Origin of the sequence: Faecalicatena faecalis (assembly GCF_012524165.2) — a bacterium.
Taxonomy (GTDB): Bacteria; Bacillota; Clostridia; order Lachnospirales; family Lachnospiraceae; genus Faecalicatena_A; species Faecalicatena_A faecalis.
In genome coordinates, this window is the sequence record NZ_JABACJ020000006.1 from 50,891 (window position 1) to 75,129 (window position 24,239).

A 24,239-nucleotide genomic window follows, 5' to 3' on the forward strand; every position below is an offset into this window, starting at 1 on the left:
GATGCTTCTCGTAATATTTATTCTTCCCCTTAAATTCATGGTTCTCTTAAGGGAAAGTATATTTGATTAAGGGCATTTACTTCAACCGGATGTAGCAGGTTGCTCTTCCTGTGCCTTCCCGTCTTAACTCACCGGACTTTACCAGCTTTCGTAAAGAGCTCTCAATGGAACTGATGCTTAGGGACGGGCATAGTTCCCGGATGTCTTGCTTATTGAATCTTCCAATTTTATTTTGTGTTGCTTTTCTTACCATGTCAATGGCAGGTAATTTGGTTTCAACGATGGAAAATCTGTCTTCAAAATCCTTATATGCCGCCAGTATGATGCTAAGCAAATATTTGATAAATGGAATCGTATCCTCGCAGCCTTCATGCCATCCATCCTGTGATTGGCTAAGGGCACCATAATAAAGGTCTTTCGCCTGTGCAATCTTAGCCTCCAGTGAGATGTACTTTCCGACATAAAAACCATTTCGGTATAAAAGGAGTGTCGTGAGTAAACGGCTCATTCGGCCATTTCCGTCATTAAAGGGATGGATACATAAAAAGTCGTGAATAAACACTGGTATTGCAATCAAGGGCTCAACTTCCATGTTTCCAATGACTCGATTATACTCTTCACAGATTCTATCAAGGGCCTCTGGTGTTTCAAATGGGGCAAGTGGATTGTTCATGTAGCTGTACATAATTTTGTGCAGCTGCAGGATGTAGTTTCTTGAAATTGGAATAGTATCAAAGTTCTCGTGAATGACATTTAGAACATCACGATATCCGGCGATTTCCAGTTCATCACGATTTCTGGGAGTCGTTTTTTTTTCCACCAGCTGTTTGATTCGTGTGTTGGTGGTGACGATACCTTCGATGGCATTAGATGCCTCGGTACTCTGTACTTTTGCGATCTCAACAAGCTTTTCCAGCTCCTTTGGACGCTGCTTTAAGTATTGCTCCTGTTTACCGGCTTCTTTATAGATCGCTGCTATATATCCAAGGATATCAGAGTCCCATTTCTGTTCTCTGATTTTTGAATAGTTAAATTCCCTCATCCCTTAACCTCCTTTTGTTTCCCTTAAATATTATTATAAAATAAGGGAAAAGTCAATTCGCAAGGGAATTATCCCTTAAAATAGACCTATAATTAAGGTAAAAGTCAGAATCTTAGATAAATAGTATGCCCCGTGGATCTTAAACTTATTCATTGGAATTATTGCCACAGTGGTTAGCTCGGTCAGCTGTAACTCCGGTTTTAGTCCAATCCATTTCCAACAACTGACTCAATATGCTGCTCCTACTTTCATATAAGTAAAATATCTGTGCTTTTCCCCCTGAATTTGTTACAATGATATTAAATCTTATTGATCAGTTTGCATTTAACCAAAAGGAGCGGCCTATGCGTATTACGAGTCTGCGGATCCGGAATTTTAAATCCATCCGCCACATGTACATCGAGAATATTGAGAACGCCCTGATTCTTGTGGGTCAGAACAATACAGGAAAGACAGCGGTCCTGGATGCAATCCGTGCAGTCGGAGGTTCTTACTGCATTCAGCCGGAGGATTTTCAGGAGGACTTTTCCAATATTGAAGTCTTCGTGACATTGAAATTGGAAGAGGAGGATCTGATGCGGTTCCGGGAGAATGGGATTGTGAGCCAGTACCGGAGGAGCGAGGCATGGATGAAGGATTTCAGGAAGAAGCTGCCTTCTTATGATGATCATGGGAACTTAAGCTTTGAATTTATTGCAAATAAGGATGGCAGAGTGCGGTACCATGACGGGGTACAGAAGAATAACCCTCATATTATAGAGGTATTTCCTCAGATTTATTATATGGACACAAAGAGGGAACTGGACCAGCTGCAGAGCGATATGCTGATGCTACAGGAGGATGAACTGTTAAAACGGATGCGCCGCAACTGCTGTATTTTCGACCAGTCCAAGGTGTGCAACCATTGTTTTGCCTGCATCGGGCTGATCAACCAGAAGAAGCCGGAAGAACTGAACGCATTTGAGACGGCTAAGCTTCTCGATTATAAGCTTTATCAGCTGAATCTGGATGCATTTGCAAAGAAGGTAAATGAGAACTTCAGGAAGAATGGCGGGCAGGAGGAGATTATTTATTCCATGAACCGGGATATGGAACGGATGCTGCTTGTGACAACGGAGATCAGGAACCGGGAAAGAAGTGCCGCCAGAAGCGCGACGCGTCCGATTGGGCAGATGGGGAAAGGCATGCGCAGTATTTATATGCTGTCTCTGCTGGAAACTTATGCGCAGGGAGAGGAGCGGGTGCCGAGTATTATTATGGTGGAGGACCCGGAATTATTTCTGCACCCGAAGCTGCAGAAGGTATCGGGAGAGATCCTGTACCGTCTGTCCAGGCAAAACCAGGTTGTATTTTCTACCCATTCTCCGAATCTGCTGGCTAATTTCAACAGCAGACAGATCCGGCAGGTGGTGCTGGATGAAGATGGATATTCCCAGACAAGAGAGAAAACGGATATCAGCGCAATCCTGGACGATCTTGGGTACACAGCCAATGATCTGATGAATGTAAATTTCGTTTTTATTGTGGAGGGAAAGCAGGATAAAAGCCGACTGCCTCTGCTGATTAAGAAGTACTATTCCGAGACTTATGATTCGGACGGGAATCTGTCCAGGATCGCAATCATTACGACCAATAGCTGTACAAATATCAAGACTTATGCGAATCTGAAATATATGAACCAGATTTATTTAAAAGACCAGTTCTTGATGATACGCGATGGGGATGGCGACGACCCGGAGAAGCTTAAGGGGCAGCTCTGTAAGTATTACGAGGAGCGAAGCGTAGAGGATATCGACAAACTCCCCCGGGTCATGCCGCAGAATGTTCTGATTCTTCATTACTATTCCTTCGAGAACTATTTTCTGAATCCGAAGGTTATGGCAGAGCTTGGTGTGATAGAATCAGAGGAGGCGTTTTATGAGATTTTTCTGGAGAAGTGGAAAGAATATCTCTATAAAATCAGGAGCGGGCGGCATTTGCAGGAGGTGCTGGGCAAGAACCTGGAAAGCATCACGGATGTGAAGGAACATATGGAGGAGATCAAGACTTATATGCGGGGGCATAACCTGTATGACATCTTTTATGGAAGATACAGAGAGCAGGAACAGGAACTGCTGACAAGATATATCGATCTTGCGCCGAGGGATGATTTTAAAGATATCCTGGATTCAATCGACAGGTTTATTTACTTTGAGAATCGAAAAAAATAAATGAGGAGGAACGAAAATGCTGACATGTACTTATATAGTAGAAAAAATTGACGGAGATTATGCAATGCTGAGGAGGACAGATGAGACAGATCCGAATGCAGAGGCCAAAATGGTGGCAAGAGCGCTTCTCCCGCCGGAGATTAACGAAGGCACCAGGCTGCTCTATGAATATCTGCAGTATAGTATCATTGAGTAAAATGCAAAGGGGTCAGACCCCTTTGCTTACCATTTTCAGAATATTCTTAAATCAGTTGATGCAGGAATGAAAAGAATAAGACAGGAAGTGAGACACCGCGAGGGTTAAGGCAAAATTCGCGGTGGGGAGGAATGATAAAATGACAGAATATAAAGCGAATTGCAGCTATATTGAATTATCCGAAGCAGAGGCTTTGGAGACCTGGTTTTCAGAGAATGAGGAGGAGATGATCCATACCGCGGATGATATTTTCCATCACCCTGAGCTTTCGAGAGAGGAAGTGTATTCTTCGAAATGTCTGGCGGATTTCCTGGAAAAGCAGGGATTTGAGATTAAGTGGAATATCGCAGGTTTTCAGACGGCGTTCATTGCACAGTGGGGCAGTGGGAAGCCGATCGTAGGATTCCTTGCGGAATATGATGCGCTTCCGGGGCTTGGACAAGAGCCGGACTGTGAATATAAGCCGACCCATACCCCAGGACATGGGTGTGGGCACAATCTGCTGGGAACTGCGTGTGCAGGGGCGGCCTGCGCCCTGAAAGCGCAGATGGAGAAAGAGAACGCTGCCGGGACAATCCGGGTCTATGGCTGTCCAGCGGAGGAAATCGTGATTGGAAAGATCAAAATGAATGCGGCAGGTGTTTTCGATGACCTGTCTGTGGCGGTTACCTGGCATCCGTTTGACCGGAACCGGGTGAGCTACGATATCTGGCAGGCCCAGGATGTGAAAAACTATAAGTTTTACGGCACCGCTGCCCACGCATCCAAACACCCGGAGCTTGGCCGCAGTGCGCTGGATGCGGCGGAGCTGATGAATGTAGGGGTGAACTATCTGCGCGAGCATGTGGCAGATGATGTGCGGATGCATTACACCTACACCAACACGGACGGACCGGCCAATATCGTGCCGGACTATGCGTCTACCAATTATTTTATCCGCTCTGCGAAACGCTCCAGAACCGAAGATGCCTCCAAACGGGTCGATGACTGTGCAAAAGGGGCGGCCATGATGACCGGGACGCGGGTGGAAATCGAGCTGGTGACCAGCAATAAGGAAATGAAGGTGAACCGCACTCTGGCAGAAGTATTTTATTATGCCATGGAGCAGGTGCCTGTGCCTGAATACACGAAAGAGGAGCTTGCGTTTGCTGAAAAAATAACCGCGGCAGCAGGTCTGGAAAATGACGGAACCTATTTTACCGGACTGGAACCTTTGGAGGATGAGCCAGTGATTCTCTCCATCGGAACGGATGTCTCCGATGTCAGCCATACCGTACCGACGGTGATGCTCAGCGCTGCAGCCATGTGTAAAGGCACCCCGCTCCATCACTGGTCCACAACGGCCCAGGCAGGAATGAGCATCGGTCAGAAGGGAATGCTGTATGCAGCACAGTGTATGGCGCTGGGGAGTTGGATGCTGGTCCAGGACCCGGCGAAAATCGAGGAAGCCTGGAAGGAATTGTAAGATCTTAAGAAGGAGGTCGTATCATGGGAATTATCGCAGCATTTATGGTACCGCACCCGCCGTTGATCGTGCCGGACATCGGCCGCGGCGAGGAACGTAAGATTCAAAAGACAATCAATGCCTACAAAAAGGTGGCAGAACGAATCAGAGAGCTGGAACCGGAAACCATTGTTTTAATGTCCCCGCACCAGGTGATGTATGCCGATTATTTCCATATATCTCCGGGAAAAGGTGCGAAAGGAGATTTTGGACAGTTTGGGATAGGACAGGTAAAAATGGAAGCCCAATATGATCAGGTATTTGTGGAAAATCTCTGTAAACTGGCGGATGCAAGGGATCTGCCAGCCGGGACAATGGGGGAACGGGACAGACACTTGGATCATGGATTCATGGTCCCGCTATATTTTATCAACCAGTATTGGAAGCAGTATAAGTTGGTCAGGATCGGACTTTCCGGTTTCTCTCTTACAAAACATTACGAATTAGGGCAGTGTATCAAGGAGACCGCGGAAGTTCTGGTCAGGAAAGTCGTTCTGATTGCCAGCGGCGATCTTTCCCATCGGTTAAAGGCGGAGGGGCCTTATGGATTCCAGACGGAAGGTCCTGTGTATGATGAACGGATCATGGATGTCATGGGAAGGGCGGCATTTGGCGAGCTGTTCGAATTTCCCGAGGAATTCTGTGAAAAGGCGGCAGAATGCGGCCACCGTTCGTTCACGATCATGGCAGGCGCTCTGGACCGCACGGAAGTGGTCCCGGAGAGGATGTCCTATGAAGGACCCTTCGGGGTCGGCTATGGAGTCTGCGGTTATGCAGTCTGCGGCAGCAATCCTGCGCGGAACTTTTTGGACCAGTACGAGCAGCAGGAAAAGGCTCATGTGCTGGAGCAGCGGCAACAGGAGGATGCATATGTGCAGCTTGCCAGAAGGACCGTCGAAGAATATATCAGGAACCACAACAAGATTGAAGTTCCCCGTGGACTGCCGGAGGAAATGTATACCCGGCGCGCCGGAGTGTTCGTTTCAATAAAAGAAGAAGGACGGCTCCGGGGATGTATCGGAACAATCCAGGCTGTGCAGCCATCCATTGCACAGGAAATTATTGATAATGCGGTCAGCGCCTCCACACGCGACCCACGTTTCCAGCCGATTGAAGAAGATGAGCTGGATAAGCTGACGATCAGCGTAGATGTCCTGGGCGACACAGAAAAAATAAGCTCCACAGACGAACTGGATGTAAAGCGTTACGGTGTGGTCGTATCAAAGGGCTACAAAAGAGGTCTGCTGCTCCCGAACCTGGATGGAGTGGATACGGTAGAAGAACAGGTTGCCATTGCAAAAAGGAAGGCAGGGATCGGAGAGCGGGAAGAAGTTTCAATGGAACGTTTTGAAGTAGTGCGCCACTTTTGACGCAGAAAAGGAGAAAAAATGAAAGCAGTCTGTCAGGTATGTATGCACCGCTGTCAGCTTGAAGAAGGGCAGTTTGGAATCTGCAGGGCCAGAAAGAATCAGGATGGGAAGGTCGTATGCGAAAATTATGGTCAGGTGACATCACTGGCACTGGACCCGATCGAAAAGAAGCCCCTTAACATGTTTCATCCCGGGAGTATGATCCTGTCGGTGGGCAGTTATGGATGTAATCTGAGATGCCCCTTCTGTCAAAATTATGAGATTTCTATGGAAGGTGCGGCAGAAGCAGAAACCTTATACATTTCGCCACAGGATCTGGCAGATAAGGCGCTGGGATGTAAAGATCTGGGAAATGCAGGCGTGGCTTTCACTTACAATGAACCTCTGGTGGGATACGAGTATGTGCGCGATACGGCGAAACTGGTCAAAGAGGCCGGAATGGTCAATGTCCTGGTGACAAATGGCTCGGCAGAGCTTGAGGTATTGGAAGAAATCCTTCCATATATAGATGCTATGAATATAGATCTAAAAGGTTTTACGGCCGAGTATTACAGAAAACTCGGCGGCGACCTTAAGGTTGTGAAAGCATTTATACAGCGTGCAGCAAAGGACTGTCATGTAGAGCTTACGACTCTGATCGTACCGGGGGAGAATGACCGGATGGAGGAGATGGAGGCGGAGGCACAGTGGATTGCTTCTGTGGATGAGAACATCCCGCTACATGTCACACGGTTTTTCCCAAGATATCATATGACAGACCGGGAGGCGACAGAAGTAAATGAAGTCTATCACCTGGCGGATGTCGCGCGGAAGCATTTAAAAAATGTATTTGAGGGAAATTGTTAAGCTGAAAAAGTAATGTTTTATTAGTGAGAGCACTATGAAATGGTAAGATAACTGCTAAGGGAGAAGATAATGAGAATTATTGTAGATGCCGATGCCTGTCCTGTGACAGGTATCGTGGAAAGAGTTGCGAAAGAGAGGGACATCCCGGTCACATTAGTCTGCGATACCGCACATATTTTCCAGTCACAGTACAGCCAGGTCGTGACAGTGGAAAAGGGTGCGGACTCCGCAGACTTTAAAATTGTAACGATATCAGAAAAGGGAGATATTGTGGTCACCCAGGATTACGGCGTTGCTTCGATGTGCCTGGGAAAAGGGATATATCCGATCCATCAGAGTGGAAAATGGTATACGCTGCAGAACATTGATCAGATGATGTTCGAACGCCATATAGCGAAAGAAGTGCGTAGAAAGTCGAAGAAGAACCATTTGAAGGGGCCGAGGAAACGCACCAGGGAGGATGACGAACATTTCGAGGAGTCGTTAAAGCAATTGATTGAAAAGGTAGAAAGGGCGGAAATACCAAGTCCGGAACACGAAAACATATAAAAGTCAATAAAGGAGACAATCAGAATGAAATTCTACGATATTACAAGAGAGCTGTTCAGTTCAAAAGTATACCCCGGGGACCCTGTCCCGGAATTTGAGCGGATACTGGAAGTGAAGAAAGGAGATGCCTGCAACCTGACCTATCTGAAAATGTGCGCCCATAACGGTACTCATATGGATGCACCGCGTCATTTCCTGGATGAGGGGAAATCGATTGAAGAACTGCCTCTTGAGCAGGTAATGGGCAGTTGTGCAGTGCTGGAGTATAACGGTGAACTGGATGGGGAGACCGCAGCAAAAATAATAGAAGGCAAAGGAAAGAAGCTGCTCTTTAAGGGAAACACTGTTTTTACAGAAGAAGCAGCAAAAGCTTTTGTTCAGGCAGGAGTGGAGTTGGTTGGAGTAGAGAGCCAGACCGTTGGACCGGAGGATGCACCGGCAGCAGTGCACCAGATTCTGCTGGGGGCAGGAATGGCGATTCTGGAAGGGGTATGTCTTGAAGAAGTGGAGCCGGGAGATTACTTTTTATGCGCCCAGCCGCTGAAACTTAGAGGATGCGACGGGGCGCCGTGCAGGGCAGTTTTGGTTGAGGATATAAAATAAGGGCCTTAAGAGAGGTTCATAAGAGAATGTCACCAGGGAGAGAAGCCCTCCAGTGGTCTGTATATCATAATAATATGTTATCGTATAATAAAGATATATAATTTAAAATAATGATAAGGTTATGATAGAATACAAGTAGGATGTTAAAAAAAAGACATTCCATTCATCAAAACGAGATGAGGATAATATGCTAGTACAGTGTAGGAAAAGGATATTTTTACCACGGCGGCAGTACATAACCGGGTATATGATATTTTCGAATGCTGTACCAGACATAAAAAAGGAGGTTTTCATAATGGCTTATGCACTTGACAATGCCCAGGCCGACAGGGTGTTTGCGGCACTTCGGAATGATTTCCGCGTGTACGCTCCCAAACGTTTCCCGAAGGAGGGACGTTATTCCGACACGGATGTGATCCGTTATGCTGAAATCGAGAATTTCAGTGAGATCGTGTGGGATACAAAGTCGGATTATCCTGCAAAGGAGGTTATCACTCCAATTCAGCAGGCAATTTTTTATTTTACTGAGGATGAATACCGTGCGAGCAAAGATCCTAAGAAACCAATCCTGATACTGGCAAGACCATGTGATATCAATGCACAGCGTATCCAGGCAAAAATCTATGCCGGAAATGGCGGGTATGAGGATTATTATTATAAACGCATGAAAGACCTCGTAAAGTTTGCGATGATGGAATGTAACGGAGGAGACGACACTTGTTTCTGTGTCTCTATGGGAACGAATAAGACCGACAATTACTCATTGGCCCTGAGATTTTCAAAAGAGGGCGTAAAGGTAAGTGTGGCAGAAGAAGCATTTGAAGGCTATTTTGAGGGGATGCCGAAAGAAGAGTATGAGCCGGCATTCGTCGAGGAGAATGAACTTAAGGTGACAGTACCAGACCTGTCTGATAAGAAGGTGCGCCTGGCGCTGAAATCTCATCCGATGTGGAAGGAATTCAACGGAAGATGTACTTCTTGCGGAAGCTGTACTGTGGCATGTTCCACCTGTACCTGCTTTACGACAAGAGATATCATCTACGGAGATAATCCAGAGGTGGGCGAGCGTCGCAGAGTGACTGCATCCTGCCAGGTTGAAGGATTCGATCAGATGGCTGGACAGAGAGAGTTAAGAAATACGGCGGGCGACCGAATGCGTTATAAAGTATTACATAAATTCCATGATTATAAAGCACGTTTCGGCGAGGAACACATGTGTGTTGGATGCGGACGGTGCACACACCGCTGTCCAGAATTCATTTCCATTAGTGCGACAGTCAATAAGATGAGCAAAGCAGTAGAGGAAATTAAAGCCGACCTGGCTAAAGAAGGGGGGAGCTGTCATGAATAATCCGGTGACACCAAAGCCGTGTAAGATTTTATCAGTAACAAAGGAAAGTGAGCAGGAGTGGACCTTCCGCGTTGAATCAGACGTCTGTCCGGATCATGGACAGTTTATGCAGCTTTCTATTCCGAAGATTGGAGAGGCACCGATTTCTGTCTCTGCCTGTGGAGAGGGATGGCTGGAATTCACGATCCGTTCCGTAGGAAAGGTAACAGACTGCATCTTTAAAAAGGAGCCGGGGGACAACTTATTCTTACGCGGACCTTATGGAAAAGGATGGCCTGTAGACCAGTTCGAAGGCAAGCATGTAGTTGTCATTACCGGAGGAACCGGGCTGGCACCGGTACGCTCCATGCTGCGTTACTTCGCAGAGAATCCGGGATATGTGAAAGACGTTCATCTGATCAGCGGCTTCAAGAATGAAGGTGGAATCATTTTCAAGAACGATCTGGAGCAGTGGAAAGAGAAGTTCCATACCACCTATGCACTGGATACAGAAGCAAAAGAAGGCTGGAGAACAGGTTTTGTTACAGAATTCGTGAAGGAGATTCCATTTGAAGAATTCTGCGGCGAGTATGTAGTTGTCGTAGTCGGACCGCCTCCGATGATGAAGTTCACAGGACTTGAACTCGTGAAATGCGGCGCAGAGCCGGAAAATATGTGGATGAGCTTCGAACGGAAGATGTCCTGTGCAGTGGGTAAATGTGGACACTGCCGTATCGATGAAGTATATGTATGTCTGGACGGCCCGGTATTCCCTTATACGGTAGCCCGTGACCTGGTAGATTGAGAAAGGAGTGAGGATGTATGAATCAGGATATTAATGTAAAAAAAGTACGTATTAACTGTTTTCGTCAATCTAAGGTACCAGGTTATTTCATGCTGCAGATGAGAGTTCCGGGAGGATTTATTGACGCAAAGTATCTTTCCGTGATCGAACATATCGCTAAGACATGGGGAGACGGAAACTTCCATTTTGGAACACGGCAGACTTTTGATATCACAGGGATTGCATATGAGAATATCCCGGCAGTCAATGAGTACCTGGAGGCATATATTAAAGAAATAGATGCCCAGGACTGTGAAGTGGATATGAACATGATTTCCCATGAGCCGGCAGAGTGGGACCCGCAGAGCGGATATCCTACAATTGGTGCACGTAATATTACCGCATGTATCGGTAATTATCACTGCATCTGCGGCAACTGTAACACATTTGAACTGGCAAAGAAGATTGAGCCGATCATATTCCCAAGCCATTACCATATTAAGATCAATATTGCAGGCTGCCCGAACGATTGTAACAAAGCTCATCTGTGCGACTTTGGTATCATCGGTGTAGCGCGGATGGTATACCATCCAGAAAGATGTATTGGATGCGGTGCCTGTGTACGTGCCTGTGAGAAGGGCTCTACAAGAGTGCTGAAACTGAATGAAAATACCGGAAAAATTGAAAAGGACGCATGCTGCTGTATCGGATGTGGTGAATGTGTAAAGGCATGTCCTGCAAGTGCATGGACCAGACAGCCTGAGAAGTTCTACCGGGTGATCTTAGGTGGAAGAACAGGACGTCAGACCCCAAGAACAGGGAAGATGTTCCTCAACTGGGCAACAGAGGATGTGGTGCTGTCAGTCCTGAAAAATTGGCAGAAGTTCTCTGCATGGGTAATGGATTATAAGCCGGAATACTTACATGGCGGACATCTGATTGACAGAGCAGGGTATAAGAAGTTCAAGGAGATTATTCTGGAAGGCGTAGAGCTGAATCCTGAATGTCTGGTGGCTGAGGATATGTTCTGGCAGGAGACAGAATATCGTTCTAACTTTAATGTAAAGCCTCTGGAAATGCATCATCATGCAGGACCGCAGGATTAAGTGCCGGGTAAGGCAGAAATTTGAGGATAGGAACCGAAAATATGGTTCCTGTCCTTTTTTTGCGTTCAGAGAGCTTATATTGGGGCTGATGTATGTTTCAAGATTCATTCGGTACTTCAAAATAAATATGAACATCATGCTGCGAGTCATGGAATAATCTACCTGTAGTTTTAGAAGTGAAGGAGACGTATAGTTAAAATACCATGCAAATCCTCTGTTTTTTTTGAAACGAATATTGAAACGGTTCAATGAATTTGCGTTTCGGAAGTATTGAATTATGAAGTGGCTTCCGTTATCCTTTTTATATAATAATTCCGGAGTTAAGAAGTAAAATTTAGTAAAAATGCAGTAAGAGTAATGTATGAATGGCAGCAGATCAGTGGCACAGGAGGACAGGATGAATGAATAAGATAGGAATACATTTTGGATATTTTAACAGGGATTGGGATACTGATTTTATCAGACAGATCGATCAGGTAAAAAGAATCGGATTTGATATATTGGAAGTAGCTCCGGCTCCTTTGATGAAGTTGTCAAAAGAGCAGAGAGAGGAAATCGCAGGCTGTGCAAAGGAACAAGGAATTGAGTTTACATTTTCTGTAGGTCTTGGAAAAGAATATGATCTTGCTTCGCCAGATGAGCAGATCAGAAAGGCAGGAATTCAGTTTACACTAGATACTTTTGAGATCATGCAGGAAATGGGAAGCACAATGTATTCAGGAGTGGATATCGGTGCATGGAATCAGACATATTCCTACGGGGTACTGGACAAGAGTGCGGAATGGAAACGCTCAGTCGAATCGGTCAAAGAGATTATGAAATCTGCAGAGGAGAAAGGAATCACCTATGCAGTCGAGGTTGTGAACCGCTATGAATCTTCACTCGTAAATACGGCAGAGGAAGCAATGGACTATATATCCAGAGTCGGCAGCCCCAATTTAAAAATTCTGCTGGATACATACCACATGAATATTGAAGAGGACAGTTTTGAACAGGCAATCAAGCTGGTCGGAGATAAGCTGGGACATTTTCATGTAGGTGAGCCGAATCGGAGACCACCGAGTACGAACGGGAGAATGCCGTGGGATGAAATCACATTAGCATTAAAAGCCATTCAATATGAAGGGGCGATCGTGATGGAGCCATTTATCAAAATGGGCGGTGAGGTAGGACGTGATATCAAGGTATGGAGAGATATCAGTAAGGGTGCATCTCAGGAGGAAATGGAAGGGCTGGCTGCAGATGCGATTTATATGCTTCATAAGAAGATGCAGCAGTAAGGAACGAGCATATGTCCACAATCAAGGATGTTGCCAGGATAGCAGGAGTTTCAGTTGGTACAGTTTCGAACTTCTTAAATGGCAGAGAAAATGTAAAGGAAGAAAAGGTACTCCTTATTAAACAGGCAATGGAGACATTGGATTACAGGCCCAATTATATGGCACAGAATCTGAAAAGTCAGAAGAGCAGAGTGATAGGGATTTTATTTCCGAGTTTGGATGAACCGTATAACGATATCTATCAGGGACTGACGGAATATCTGGATATGAAGAATTTCATTACCGTATTAAAGCTGACGCATAACAACATCGTGCTGGAGAATCAGTTTTTAGATCAGCTTGTAAATATAGGGGCACTGGGAATTATTATGGTATCCAATGATGCTGCAAACATAGAGAAATACAAGAAAATAGAGAAAAAGGGAGTCTCTTTAGTATTCGTAGAACGTAAAGTCGGTCAGGGAAGCTTTAGCAATGTACTGTTTGAGAATAAAGACTTGGTCTATGATATCACAGCCAGACTACTTGAAAAGGATGCAGAAGCAGAGATAAAAGTCCTTCTGGGGAAACAGGAGTTTTCTAATGAAAAGGATTGTGCCGAGGGATATCTGGCAGCCCGTGAATCAGGAAATGAGGATATCGAGGTTATCAAAGAAATAAACAGAGAAGCAGTTTTTGACCATATTTACCGCAGTATTATGAGTTTTATACCGAGGCCGCAGCATATCATCGTATCTTCGATTGAATTCGCAGAAATCTGCGTTGAGGTGTGTAATATTCTTAAGGCAGATATCTGTATACATGCACTTGCTGGAGAAAAATGGTATATGACGGATATTCAGAAGAACATGGTCCAATATGGAAGAAATGCAATTCTGATGGGAAAACAGGCCGGCGAGAAGATGAATGAAATGCTGTCTCATAGAAATCTGCCAGAGCGGAATACAATTTATATAAATTCGAAGGAAAATTATAGCTCTCCTGAAATTGGAATCAATCTGGAAACAGAGAAAAAACTCAGAATACTTACCTATAGATGTGACGCATCAGAGGCTTTGAAAAAACTGGCTGCCAGCTTTAAAAAGCAGTGTGGTATTGAGATCGAATTCCATGAACTCGGATACACAAAATTGAGAGAACGGCTGAAAAAAGAATTTGCAGTGCAGTCACAGGAATATGACATCTATATGTTCGACCTCCCCTGGATGGGAAGCGTACTTTCAAACAATGTATTTGCGGATCTGACAAAGGAGGTAAAGGAAGATAATCTGCTGAAGCGGTACCCCAAAACAATTACAAAGGCATTTTATAAATATGACAGGGGAATCCATATTTTTCCAATCATAGCAACGACGCAGATTCTGCTCTACCGGAAAGACATTTTTACAAATCAGGATATCAAGTCACAGTTCATGAACATGTATGGATATGAATTATCTCCTCCCGGTACCTGGTCCAATTTTAATACGATAGCAGAGTTTTTTGACCGGAGTGTGAATCCAAAATCACCTTTTCGTTACGGGACTGCGGCAAGTGCATTAGAACCAATTGGACTGATCAATGAGTTCCTTCCCAGACAATGGGCCTTTCATGGGAAAATAGCGGACCGTTGGGGAAAGGTAGTGATTGACAGTGAAGAAAATGTAAAAGCGCTGGAGAATCTGGTCACCACCTTTGAACATATACCAGAGGGGACAGAAGGATATTTCTGGGATGAGATCTTTGAGATGCTTTTAAAAGGAGAGATTCCAATGGCTCAGGGTTTTGCTTCTCATTATCAGCCTGGAAAGTATTCGGTTGAGGGGAATACTTATGAGAAGTATATAGAGGCAGTCCCCCTGCCGGGACACAGACCCATGCTGGGAGGCTGGGCATTAGGGATCAACAAGTTTTCGGATCATATAAAAGAGTGTTACGAGTTTATTAAGTGGAACCTGAATGATAAGACAGCAATTCTGAATATGCGTCTATGCGGGTGTGTACCTACAACTACAGTTTTTCAAGATGATACATTGAAATTGAGCTATCCCTGGCTGAATATGGTAAATGAAAAGGTAGAGATGGGAAGTCTGCGAGAGGAAATCATGGATAGTGAAAGGCGGGTCATCAATACAGAACTTGTAGATGAGGCCATATCAAGAGGAATTAAAAAAGCTGTTTTAAAGAAAGAGACGCCTGTTGAGGCACTTAGTAAAATACGAAAGGAAATCAGTCAGTTGATTTCGGGAAAATAAAGGAAGAGGAGATAGACATGAAAAAAGTAAAACAGCTGTTACAGGCAGATCTATCCAGTGTCATTGTGCCGATTATTGTGATTTTTGCAATCCTGGCAGCAACGAGCGAAGGATTTTTATCTTCCTATAACATGTATTCAGTATTACAGTCAGTACCTATTTTCGTCATTGTAGGTCTGGCACAGATGGTTGTGCTGTCCTTGGGGCAGATGAATCTGGCGGTAGGTTCCATAGGTGTTCTGTCCAGTGTTGTTTTTGGAATTGCCATGCAGAAGTGGGGACTGCCTACAGTGGTCTGTATTATAGCTGCGTGTGGTGCCGGGCTGCTTCAGGGTTATTTACAGGGAATCATGGTTACCAAATCAGGAATCAATCCATTTATCATTTCTCTGGCATTATTAAGTCTCTATAAAGGACTTGCGCTGGTCATTACAAGCGGGCAGCCATTTTCGCAGTTGAGTGAGGGGTTTAAGACGTTTGGGAATATCAAGGTCCTGAACCTGTTCCCTGCAACGATTTTCGTCGCAGTGTTGGTGGGTGTGACCATGTTTATCGTCATACGTTACAGAAAGCTTGGTAAGAAACTTCTGGCCTGTGGGTCAAATGGAGTGGCAGCAGTCTATTCCGGGGTAAATTATGATAAAACGGTGATTGCGGGGCATTGCCTGAGCGGCGTTCTCTGTGCAGTGGCAGCGATTCTGCAGGTATCACGGTTTGGAAGCGTGCAGCTTTCCATAGGCGATGACTGGATGCTGACTTCCTTTGTTGTCCCGGTATTAGGCGGTACATTACTCTCTGGCGGGAAAGTAAATGTAATCGGGACGTTCCTGGGGGGCTTTCTGATGGTCCTGATCAACAACGCAATTGTATTGTGGGGAGTCAGCTCCTATGCCACAAATGCAGCGGTGGGTATTATTCTCCTGCTCGCATATGAGGTGGACAGAATGAGGAAGAAGATGATGACGAACCAAGCGAAGAATGCGGTTGAGAAGGAGGGGTAGACATGGATTTTAAGAAAATCAGGAAATCAAACGGATTCAGCGTATCTCTCATTATTATCTGCATGATTGCGGTCATGTGTATTATAAAAAGAAATTATCTTTCAGCAGACAATATCAGTGCGCTTTTAAAGGTTCTTGCGGTGACCTCTCTTGTGGGAAGCTCTCAGATGATCAGTATTGCGAGTGGCGGCATGAATGTATCCATCGGGTCAACAGGAGCGATGTCAGCAATTTTCTGTGGACTGCTGATGCAGAATGCGGGACTGCCTGTGCCGGCAGCGATTTTTATCGGTCTTTTGACAGGAGCAGGCTGCGGTGTCATTAATGGTCTGTTGATTTATAGAAACGGCGGAGTAGGTGTAGCCAGCTTTTTGACTACTTTAGCAACAAATTCTGTATTTACAGGGATTATTTATATGATTACAACAGGGCATGGTGTCAGTAAAATCCCAGCATCCTTTGTTGCAATCGGCAATACAAAGTTAGGAGCGATTCCCACCTCTATGATCGTTATGCTGGTCATTCTGATATTGATCTATCTCCTGTTTCGTTATACAGGATGGGGAAAGCAGATTCTTGCATTTGGAGCGAACCCGAAATCGGCGGAATTATATGGAATCTCGAGATTTAGAACAATTATGCGTGTCAATATACTTGCAAGTGTGATTGCAGCCGTTGCGGGCATGATGGTAGTGATGCGGGTAGGTACAGCACAGCCGGATATCGGGTCTGACTGGATGCTCCAGTCTTTCGCGGCTCCTTTGATTGGAGGGACAAGGCAGGCAGGAGGAAAAGTCAATGTATTTGGCGTCATTCTGGGTGCTTTCGTACTGACGATCATACAAAATGCACTGGTTCATCTGGGCGTGGATGTGTATTGGACAGAGCTGATTAATGGTGTCGTTATTATCGTGATCATGGCGCTTGACCGGCTGCGTTCTATGAAAAAGTAGGAAGGATAAGGTGAGAAAAGATGTCTGAATACATATTAGAATTAGAGAGTATCACCAAGATTTTTCCTGGTGTAAAAGCATTGGATGATGTGTCTTTTAAAATTAAAAAGGGTGAGATTCACGCACTGGTCGGAGAAAACGGTGCGGGAAAGTCTACGTTGATCAATATTATCTCCGGTGTATTTGAGCCCACGAAAGGGCAGGTGAAGGTGGATGGCAGGCCAGAGAAAATAACGAATCCCGGGAAAGCTTTTGATTTGGGAATCGGTGTGGTACATCAAGAAAGAAATCTGATTGATACATTTAATGTCGCTGAAAATATATGTTTTATGGATGTATCGACTGGAAAATCAAAACTGATTGATAAAGAAGCCATGAAACAAAAAGCCGTTAAGGATATGGAACGGGTAGGATTAGACCTAGATCCGGGACAGGGAATTGAGGAACTTACATCCGGGAAAAAGCAGATGCTGGAGATCGCAAGGGCCATGTGTATGGATTCCAAAGTCCTGTTGTTAGATGAACCGACCGCTTCTATTTCCCTGACAGAAGCAGATCAGCTTCTGAAGACAGTAAAACAGCTTCGAGAAGAAGGAGTTTCTATTATTTATATCAGCCATAAGCTGGAAGAGATTTTTGAAATCGCTGACAGCATTACTGTGATTCGGGATGGGAAAAATGTAGGACAGACCCTGCCTGCATCTTCTTTGGATAAAGATAAGCTGATCGAGCTTATGGTTGGACGAAAGCATGTGATTGAGACCTACGCGAATAGGGAATTCGAGTCTGCACCCGTTGTGCTTGAGGCGGATGAGATCAGTAGTAAAAAGAATACAATTCCTAAATCTTTTTATCTGAAAAAAGGAGAAATTCTGGGCTGGTATGGTCTGGTAGGAGCAGGACGAACGGAGTTTGCCAGGGAGATCATAGGAATCGACCCTGTCCGAAAGGGCACATTAAAAGTAAAGGGGCAGGAAGTCAAAATAGGCAGTTACGAGGAAGCTTTTCAAAAATATAAAATCTGTTATATTTCTGAGAACCGTAAGGAGGAAGGACTCTTTCTTCAACATAGTATTACAGATAATATCGGGATCATTGCATTGAAAGAAATCTGCAGCAGGGGAGGATTTATTTCTTATAAGAAGCAGGATGAAATTACCGAGAAATATAAAAAATCACTCAGTATCAAAGCAAAAGATATATTCGTGGAGACTGCCAGCTTAAGCGGAGGTAATCAGCAGAAGATCTGCATTGCAAAAGGGCTTTGTGTGAATCCAGAGATCATGATCATCGATGAGCCGACAGTGGGAATTGATGTGAACACAAAAGGCGAGATACATTCACTGATCTATGAACTTTCAAACCAGGGGATTTCAGTCATAGTCATTTCTTCTGATATGGGAGAACTGGTCCAGTTGGCAGATCGGATTATTGTATTTAAAGATCATGAAATTAAAGGAGAGCTAGAAAATAATAAAGATTATGGAAGCATGAGTACGAAGGTCATGGGAAGTATTTTGTTATAGTTTCAATCATTATTAGGCAGAAATGGGAGAAGGAACGGCCGTATTCTACCATTTGGCATAAATGTTCCAATGAAAACGAATTCAAAAGTTAAGTATACCCATAGGGCATCCACTCACGTATGTCCTTGGGGCGGAGTTACAGATGACCTTTTAAATAAGGTATAAAAGAGGAGAATGAATATGAAAAAGAAAGTAATCAGCATGCTCTTATGTATGGTAATGACAGTATCACTAGCAACAGGATGTGCAGGCGGCGGAACTAAAAGTAAAGACAGCGGCAGTACGGATCCGGCAAGTCCGTCAACAGAATATGAAGAAAGTATATGGAAGGATGTCGTAGATTATGGCCCGGTAGACGGTAAATCGGATAAAGACTATTCTTTCGGCGGCGTGTTCGGTGCAATTAATTCTTATAGCGATCCCATGCAGGGCGCGGCTAATGAGGCGGCAAAAGAACTGGGAATCCCGGAAACTGAGTTTGATGCACCGAAAGACTGGATTCAGAATGATCAGAATACGATTCTGGACGGACTGATCGCAAAGGGACTAAAGGGAATCTATATGATGACATCAGATCCCGTTGCAGGAAATGAACAGATTTCTAAGATGGTCGGTTCAGGTGTGCCGGTCGTTTGCGTAGGGGGCTCTCCAGATACCCCTTCACAGGCTACTCTGACACTTGCAACAGATGTATACCAGGCTTCTTATGATGGTACAAAAAATCTGATTGAAGCAATGGGCGGGAAAGGCGGCGTAGTCGGCCTTTGCGGCGCTGTGACAGATACGAATACACAGTCCAGAATGAAGGCGATTGAAGATGCGTGTGACGAATATCCAGATGTAAAGCTGGTTCAGATTATCGGAGATATTGATGAATCAGAAGCATCGGTGACCGCAGTGGAAAATATTCTGGCAGCAAAAGGTGACCAGATCAATGGATTTATCAGCACATGCTATTACCCTTCAGTTGCACTGGCAAGTATTCTTTCAGATGAAAAATATAGTGAGATCCATGCGATCGGATGCGATACGGATGAAGCAGTTCTTGACGGAATCAGGAGCGGTGCATTGGACGGGACTATGTCACAGAATCCATGGGGACAGGCATATCTTGCAACAGTGACACTAAAGATGCTTACAGATGGATGGACCTATGAAGAGAATGAAGATTTCCTTGTGGATTCAGGATCCTTCTATATTACACAAGAGAATGTTGATAAAGTAGAGCAAACTGAGAAAGAAGCAACAATGGAAATGGCAAAAACTTGGACGGACAAATTTAAAGCACCATCTAAGTAACAGAACAAACAGATGAACAGGCAAAGAAGGTGCACAATGAAACGTATCGGAAGAATCGTAAAATTAAAACCACAGATGCGCAGGCGGTATATAGAGCTCCACTCAAATCCATGGCCAGAGGTGACAAAAGCAATCCGTGACTGCGGTATCAGAAACTTTTCCATATATGTAAAAGGAGATCTTTTATTCTCTTATTTTGAATATATTGGTGATGCATACCAGGAAGACATGCAGAGGCTTAACTTACTGACGGCCGGATGGCTTAAGGAAACGGACCAGTGTCAGGAGCCTGTGGCGGAGGCCGGGGCAGATGAGCTGTGGAGTGTTATGGAAGAAATCTTTTATCAGGAATAGGCAGAAAAGGAGACATAAGGCGTGAAAAGATCTGAAATTAATCTTGCAATAAAAAAAGCAAAGGCAGCAATGGAGGCAATCAATTTTAAGCTTCCCTATTTCGCGGAATGGGGACCAGAGCAGTGGAATGAAAACAAAGACAAAATAGATAACATTAAGGAAGTAATGCTGGGCTGGGATGTGACAGATTTTGGGACTGGAGATTTCGCACATGTGGGTGCTGTATTATTTACGATGCGCAATGGAAACTTGTACAACGAAAAGGCTGGTGTGCCTTATTGTGAAAAGGCTATTGTATTTATGGATGATGAAAAGCAGGTGATTCCATATCATTTCCATAATAATAAGACAGAAGATATCATTAACAGGGGAAATGGAATTATGGAAATCGAGCTCTATCATTCTACACCTGACGGTAAGATTGATTATGAAACAGAGAATGTAGAAGTATATATGGATGGAATCTGCTGTACAGTAAAGGCAGGCGAAATCCTGGAAGTAATGCCTGGCAACAGTATCACACTTACCCCGGGATTATATCATCGCTTTGGAGCCAAAAAAGGCTCAGGAAATCTTGTTGCCGGAGAAGTATCAAAAATAAATGATGACAATCTCGATAATGTATTTGCAGACGAGCAGAAACGGTTCTCAGATATTATAGAGGATGAGCCAGTATTACATCCACTGTGTAATGAATATGATGCCATTAGCAGGTAGAAAAAAATAATAACCTATTCGGATGGTTCCAGCTTACCTTTTTTGTGATATTATATGACAATTTTGCAATATGCTTCAAACACATTTAACAAAACCCCTAAAATAAAGTATACTTATTAGAATACTAATGTTCAATGCGGTATAATAAAAATAAGTAAACAGTGGACGTAAGGATTTAAAACGAAAGTAGAAATCCAAAGAATTCACGAAGGGGGTAATGTCGTGAAGTTAGAAAATAAGTTGTTTGAAGCATATGCGAATTGTTCTGAGCATTATATGATCTATTTGTGTGATATGAAGACCAATGTTTCCCGCTGGTCAAAGTATGCGGTCGATTATTTTGGGCTGCCTCAGGAGTACATAACAGACCTGCCCTCCCTCTGGGTGCCTAAGATCCATCCAGAGGACCGCCATATTTTCACACAGGATATAAACGAGGTCTTTTCAGGAAAAAAGGAGAGGCATAGCTGTGAATACCGTGTTACTACAGCTACGGGAGACTATGTCTGGGTTCATTGCACAGGGCAGATGGTTCGGGATGAAGACGGAAAGCAGGATGTTTTTGCAGGAACGATTGCACATTTCGGCACAGATACCAAGTATGATTCGGGCACGAATCTTTTGAGCCTTTCAGCCTTTCGCAGGGATTTGAATAAGTTTGCCGATCAAATGGATTTTCAATATGGCTTGCTGATGATCGGAGTCGATGATTTTAAACGAATCAATGATGACTTTGGATTTTCTTTTGGAAATGCGGTGCTTAAACGGATTGCAACAGTAATTACTGCGGTGAAGAGTGCCGGGATGAAAATTTATCGTCTTGACGGCGATAAGTTTGTTGTTCTTTACCCGAGAGCGGATCAGAAGGATCTACATGATTTTTGGGAACGTCTGAATAGTATCTTGACCAGACAATTGGAAGTAGAGAATCAGACAATTTATCTAACATTTTCCACTGGAGCGCTGGTCGTGAAAGAGGTCCATCGAGATGAGGACACTGTGTTCTCGGATTTGGAATATGCTTTGGAGACAGCGAAGAAAAACCGTAAGGGGAAGGTCGTATTTTTTTCAGAAGAGCTGTATGAAGAGAAGAAAAGGAATCAGAAGATTCTGGAGACGATACTTCGGGATATTCGGAACGGATTTCGTGGATTTACGGTCTATTACCAGCCCCAGATCGGGGCGGAGGATAAGAGGTTGTTTGGGGCAGAGGCACTTCTGCGTTACACCAATGAAGAATTGGGGGGCAATATTCCGCCGGGGGTCTTTATTCCTCTGCTGGAAAAAGCGAATCAGATGCTGTCTATCGGAAAATGGGTGCTGACGCAGGCTTTGGAGCAGATGTCTGCGTGGGAAGAAGGGGGAATCCGTCATTACATTTCTGTAAATGTGTCCTATCTGCAATTTCGGGCACCGGAATTTAAGCAATATGTGGTGGATGAGTTAAAGCGCCTTCATTATCCTCCGGAAATGCTGATCCTGGAACTGACGGAAAGCTGTTCCATTGAGGATATCAGTGAATTAGCGGATACGTTGCAATTTTTGGAGGAACACGGTGTTCTTACCTCGCTGGACGATTTCGGTTCTGGATATGCTTCACTGGGAGTACTGCGTACGCTGCCTGTAGACTGGGTCAAGTTGGATTATTCCTTTGTATCCAGGCTAAATGAGTCGGAACGGGACAGGTCCATTATCCGGCATATTATCAATCTATGCAGGGACAATGAGATCAATGTATGTATCGAGGGAATTGAGACTCCAGAGACAGAGAAGCTTGTGATGTCCTATCACCCACAATTGCTGCAGGGATATTATTACGCACGTCCGATGCCGGCCGAAAAGTATTATAAATCATTCCTGATACCGGACCGCCAGGGCGTGGAAAAGAGGGTATGCCTGAATGAGATTCGTGAAAACCAAAGGTCGGCTCTGGAAACCGAACGGCGTATCGTAGAATGTGTGGAGAGGATTATCGGAACACAAGATATGGAATCGACCATTGATATGGTTCTGGAGACCATCCTGGATTATTACCATGGAGAACGCTCCTATATTTTTGAATTTGACTGGAAAAAAAGGACTTCTACCAATACCTATGAGCGGTGTGCAGTGGGAATCCGGCCGGAGATTCAGAATTTGCAGGATGTTCCGCTTGAGGCGAACTGGCGCTGGATAGAAGTATTCAGAGAACATAAAAATATCTGGATCGCTGATTTGGAAGAACTAAAGGATGCGAATCCTTCGGAATATGAGATTTTGGCGCCTCAGGGAATCCACAGCCTTATTGTTGTTCCTTTTTTTGAGAATAACGTGCTGCAGGGCTATATGGGCGTAGATAATCCGGACAGACATAAGAACAGCAGCTATTTCCTGACCCATTTGACTTATTTTATTTCCAGTGAGATCAGTAAGTTCCAATTGACCAGACGCCTGGAAATCTTGAGTTATATGGACAGTCTGACAGGGCTGCAGAACCGGAACAGCTATACACAATATGTTTCGGAATACCATAAGACTCCGAGAGGTTCTGTCGGTGTGATGTTTCTGGATTTGAACGGTCTGAAAAAAATAAATGACACTTTTGGCCATGGATATGGAGATCAGTATATCAAAATGCTGGCAGATCTGCTTTTGGAACGTTTTGACAAGAAGGAAATCTATCGGATCAGCGGAGATGAGTTCCTGGTCATCTGCGAAGGAAAGTCAGAAGAAGAGTTCCATTGTCTGGCGGAGAAATTGCAGCAGGATATCCAGTATGAAGATTCACCGCTTGCTACCTGTGGTGTACAGTGGCAGGGTGGAGATTGTGAGATCGGAGATTTGGTCACAAAGGCAGATCAGGATATGTATCAGCAAAAACGTACCTATTACAGAAGGAGAGAGGACAAAGGGCATGACAGTAAGGCATCGGTAAAGGCAGATAAAAATATACAGATGGACCAAAACATGCTCCTCGAGGTGCTGCCTGTTGGAATCGTATTGTATGACTGCGATTCCGATGGAGTCCATCTGGTCTTTACAAATCGCTTTTTCAGGAAGATGGTCGGAGGATATTCTTCTAAATGGGAAGAAAATATAGATATGCTTGTAGTAATCCATCCCCAGGACCGAAAACGTCTGCAAAATGAAGTGATCCGGGCATCTATCACGGGAAATGTCCTTAAGAGCAGATTTCGGATGAAGGGGACAGATGGGGAGTATTTAAGTGTAATGATGAGCGCACAGCAAATAGATAAAAGCGGTGTTGCTTCCAGGTTTTATGCAACTTTTATGCAATGTTAAATAGGAAGATACAATTCAGGGTCTGGTCTTAGCTGGATTCATTTGTTACCAGG

The 24,239-nt window shown here is 44.5% G+C and carries 20 protein-coding genes; 19 read left to right on the forward strand and 1 reads right to left on the reverse strand.

Annotated elements, in window-relative coordinates; genetic code table 11:
- Positions 1-76: 76 nt before the first annotated feature.
- Positions 77-1,042: a Fic family protein gene (locus tag HGO97_RS08310; protein WP_216240846.1), complete on the reverse strand. Its 966-nt coding sequence runs from the start codon at positions 1,040-1,042 to the stop codon at positions 77-79.
- A gap of 344 nt (positions 1,043-1,386) precedes the next feature.
- Between HGO97_RS08310 and HGO97_RS08315 the strand changes: the two genes are divergently transcribed.
- The 19 genes from HGO97_RS08315 (at position 1,387) to HGO97_RS08405 (ending at position 24,186) form a co-directional block, all read left to right on the forward strand.
- Entirely contained in the window at positions 1,387-3,252 is a 1,866-nt protein-coding gene (locus HGO97_RS08315) for an ATP-dependent nuclease (protein WP_216240847.1), read from the forward strand.
- Between the two features lie 16 nt (positions 3,253-3,268).
- Entirely contained in the window at positions 3,269-3,448 is a 180-nt protein-coding gene (locus tag HGO97_RS08320; RefSeq protein WP_216240848.1) for a chorismate--pyruvate lyase, read from the forward strand.
- A gap of 139 nt (positions 3,449-3,587) precedes the next feature.
- On the forward strand, positions 3,588-4,913 hold the full coding sequence (locus HGO97_RS08325) for an amidohydrolase (protein ID WP_216240849.1): 1,326 nt from the start codon (positions 3,588-3,590) through the stop codon (positions 4,911-4,913).
- 23 nt (positions 4,914-4,936) lie between these two features.
- Positions 4,937-6,322 carry an AmmeMemoRadiSam system protein A gene (gene amrA / locus HGO97_RS08330; protein WP_216240850.1) on the forward strand — a complete coding sequence of 462 codons (1,386 nt, stop codon included), beginning with the start codon at positions 4,937-4,939 and terminating at the stop codon, positions 6,320-6,322.
- 18 nt (positions 6,323-6,340) lie between these two features.
- A complete protein-coding gene (gene amrS / locus HGO97_RS08335) occupies positions 6,341-7,168 on the forward strand; it encodes an AmmeMemoRadiSam system radical SAM enzyme (protein ID WP_216240851.1) in 828 nt (275 codons plus the stop codon).
- Positions 7,169-7,237: 69 nt separating this feature from the next.
- Positions 7,238-7,717, forward strand: coding sequence for a YaiI/YqxD family protein (locus HGO97_RS08340; protein WP_216240852.1), 480 nt, complete (start codon positions 7,238-7,240; stop codon positions 7,715-7,717).
- 24 nt (positions 7,718-7,741) lie between these two features.
- Positions 7,742-8,320 carry a cyclase family protein gene (locus HGO97_RS08345; RefSeq protein ID WP_216240853.1) on the forward strand — a complete coding sequence of 193 codons (579 nt, stop codon included), beginning with the start codon at positions 7,742-7,744 and terminating at the stop codon, positions 8,318-8,320.
- A 295-nt stretch (positions 8,321-8,615) separates the two neighbouring features.
- Positions 8,616-9,671: an anaerobic sulfite reductase subunit AsrA gene (gene asrA / locus HGO97_RS08350; RefSeq protein ID WP_216240854.1), complete on the forward strand. Its 1,056-nt coding sequence runs from the start codon at positions 8,616-8,618 to the stop codon at positions 9,669-9,671.
- Positions 9,664-10,455 (forward strand): anaerobic sulfite reductase subunit AsrB, encoded by a 792-nt coding sequence (gene asrB / locus HGO97_RS08355; protein WP_216240855.1) that lies wholly within the window; start codon positions 9,664-9,666, stop codon positions 10,453-10,455. Before asrA ends, asrB begins: the two co-directional genes overlap by 8 nt.
- Positions 10,456-10,472: 17 nt before the next feature.
- Positions 10,473-11,540, forward strand: coding sequence for a sulfite reductase subunit C (asrC, locus tag HGO97_RS08360; protein WP_216240856.1), 1,068 nt, complete (start codon positions 10,473-10,475; stop codon positions 11,538-11,540).
- 401 nt (positions 11,541-11,941) lie between these two features.
- Positions 11,942-12,820 (forward strand): D-psicose 3-epimerase, encoded by an 879-nt coding sequence (locus HGO97_RS08365; RefSeq protein ID WP_216240857.1) that lies wholly within the window; start codon positions 11,942-11,944, stop codon positions 12,818-12,820.
- A gap of 11 nt (positions 12,821-12,831) precedes the next feature.
- Positions 12,832-15,054 (forward strand): extracellular solute-binding protein, encoded by a 2,223-nt coding sequence (locus HGO97_RS08370; protein WP_216240858.1) that lies wholly within the window; start codon positions 12,832-12,834, stop codon positions 15,052-15,054.
- A 17-nt stretch (positions 15,055-15,071) separates the two neighbouring features.
- Complete coding sequence (locus HGO97_RS08375; protein WP_216240859.1) at positions 15,072-16,055, forward strand: ABC transporter permease; 984 nt, start codon at positions 15,072-15,074, stop codon at positions 16,053-16,055.
- A 2-nt stretch (positions 16,056-16,057) separates the two neighbouring features.
- Complete coding sequence (locus tag HGO97_RS08380) at positions 16,058-17,008, forward strand: ABC transporter permease (RefSeq protein WP_216240860.1); 951 nt, start codon at positions 16,058-16,060, stop codon at positions 17,006-17,008.
- A gap of 20 nt (positions 17,009-17,028) precedes the next feature.
- Complete coding sequence (locus HGO97_RS08385; protein WP_216240861.1) at positions 17,029-18,534, forward strand: sugar ABC transporter ATP-binding protein; 1,506 nt, start codon at positions 17,029-17,031, stop codon at positions 18,532-18,534.
- A gap of 180 nt (positions 18,535-18,714) precedes the next feature.
- On the forward strand, positions 18,715-19,833 hold the full coding sequence (locus HGO97_RS08390; protein WP_216240862.1) for a sugar ABC transporter substrate-binding protein: 1,119 nt from the start codon (positions 18,715-18,717) through the stop codon (positions 19,831-19,833).
- 36 nt (positions 19,834-19,869) lie between these two features.
- Positions 19,870-20,187 carry an L-rhamnose mutarotase gene (locus tag HGO97_RS08395; protein WP_216240863.1) on the forward strand — a complete coding sequence of 106 codons (318 nt, stop codon included), beginning with the start codon at positions 19,870-19,872 and terminating at the stop codon, positions 20,185-20,187.
- A 21-nt stretch (positions 20,188-20,208) separates the two neighbouring features.
- The gene (locus HGO97_RS08400; RefSeq protein WP_216240864.1) at positions 20,209-20,904 is read left to right on the forward strand and encodes a D-lyxose/D-mannose family sugar isomerase; all 696 of its coding nucleotides are present in this window, start codon (positions 20,209-20,211) and stop codon (positions 20,902-20,904) included.
- 222 nt (positions 20,905-21,126) lie between these two features.
- Entirely contained in the window at positions 21,127-24,186 is a 3,060-nt protein-coding gene (locus HGO97_RS08405) for an EAL domain-containing protein (protein ID WP_216240865.1), read from the forward strand.
- Positions 24,187-24,239 lie beyond the last annotated feature (53 nt).

What these genes read in the sequence shown, in the direction of transcription:
- HGO97_RS08395 (WP_216240863.1), top strand. Translation starts at nt 19,870, where the DNA reads ATGAAACGTATCGGAAGAATCGTAAAATTAAAACCACAGATGCGCAGG.
- HGO97_RS08385 (WP_216240861.1), top strand. Translation starts at nt 17,029, where the DNA reads ATGTCTGAATACATATTAGAATTAGAGAGTATCACCAAGATTTTTCCT.
- HGO97_RS08380 (WP_216240860.1), top strand. Translation starts at nt 16,058, where the DNA reads ATGGATTTTAAGAAAATCAGGAAATCAAACGGATTCAGCGTATCTCTC.
- HGO97_RS08315 (WP_216240847.1), top strand. Translation starts at nt 1,387, where the DNA reads ATGCGTATTACGAGTCTGCGGATCCGGAATTTTAAATCCATCCGCCAC.
- HGO97_RS08340 (WP_216240852.1), top strand. Translation starts at nt 7,238, where the DNA reads ATGAGAATTATTGTAGATGCCGATGCCTGTCCTGTGACAGGTATCGTG.
- HGO97_RS08365 (WP_216240857.1), top strand. Translation starts at nt 11,942, where the DNA reads ATGAATAAGATAGGAATACATTTTGGATATTTTAACAGGGATTGGGAT.
- HGO97_RS08345 (WP_216240853.1), top strand. Translation starts at nt 7,742, where the DNA reads ATGAAATTCTACGATATTACAAGAGAGCTGTTCAGTTCAAAAGTATAC.
- asrA (WP_216240854.1), top strand. Translation starts at nt 8,616, where the DNA reads ATGGCTTATGCACTTGACAATGCCCAGGCCGACAGGGTGTTTGCGGCA.
- HGO97_RS08320 (WP_216240848.1), top strand. Translation starts at nt 3,269, where the DNA reads ATGCTGACATGTACTTATATAGTAGAAAAAATTGACGGAGATTATGCA.
- HGO97_RS08325 (WP_216240849.1), top strand. Translation starts at nt 3,588, where the DNA reads ATGACAGAATATAAAGCGAATTGCAGCTATATTGAATTATCCGAAGCA.
- asrC (WP_216240856.1), top strand. Translation starts at nt 10,473, where the DNA reads ATGAATCAGGATATTAATGTAAAAAAAGTACGTATTAACTGTTTTCGT.
- asrB (WP_216240855.1), top strand. Translation starts at nt 9,664, where the DNA reads ATGAATAATCCGGTGACACCAAAGCCGTGTAAGATTTTATCAGTAACA.
- amrA (WP_216240850.1), top strand. Translation starts at nt 4,937, where the DNA reads ATGGGAATTATCGCAGCATTTATGGTACCGCACCCGCCGTTGATCGTG.
- HGO97_RS08375 (WP_216240859.1), top strand. Translation starts at nt 15,072, where the DNA reads ATGAAAAAAGTAAAACAGCTGTTACAGGCAGATCTATCCAGTGTCATT.
- HGO97_RS08310 (WP_216240846.1), bottom strand. Translation starts at nt 1,042, where the DNA reads ATGAGGGAATTTAACTATTCAAAAATCAGAGAACAGAAATGGGACTCT.
- amrS (WP_216240851.1), top strand. Translation starts at nt 6,341, where the DNA reads ATGAAAGCAGTCTGTCAGGTATGTATGCACCGCTGTCAGCTTGAAGAA.
- HGO97_RS08390 (WP_216240862.1), top strand. Translation starts at nt 18,715, where the DNA reads ATGAAAAAGAAAGTAATCAGCATGCTCTTATGTATGGTAATGACAGTA.
- HGO97_RS08370 (WP_216240858.1), top strand. Translation starts at nt 12,832, where the DNA reads ATGTCCACAATCAAGGATGTTGCCAGGATAGCAGGAGTTTCAGTTGGT.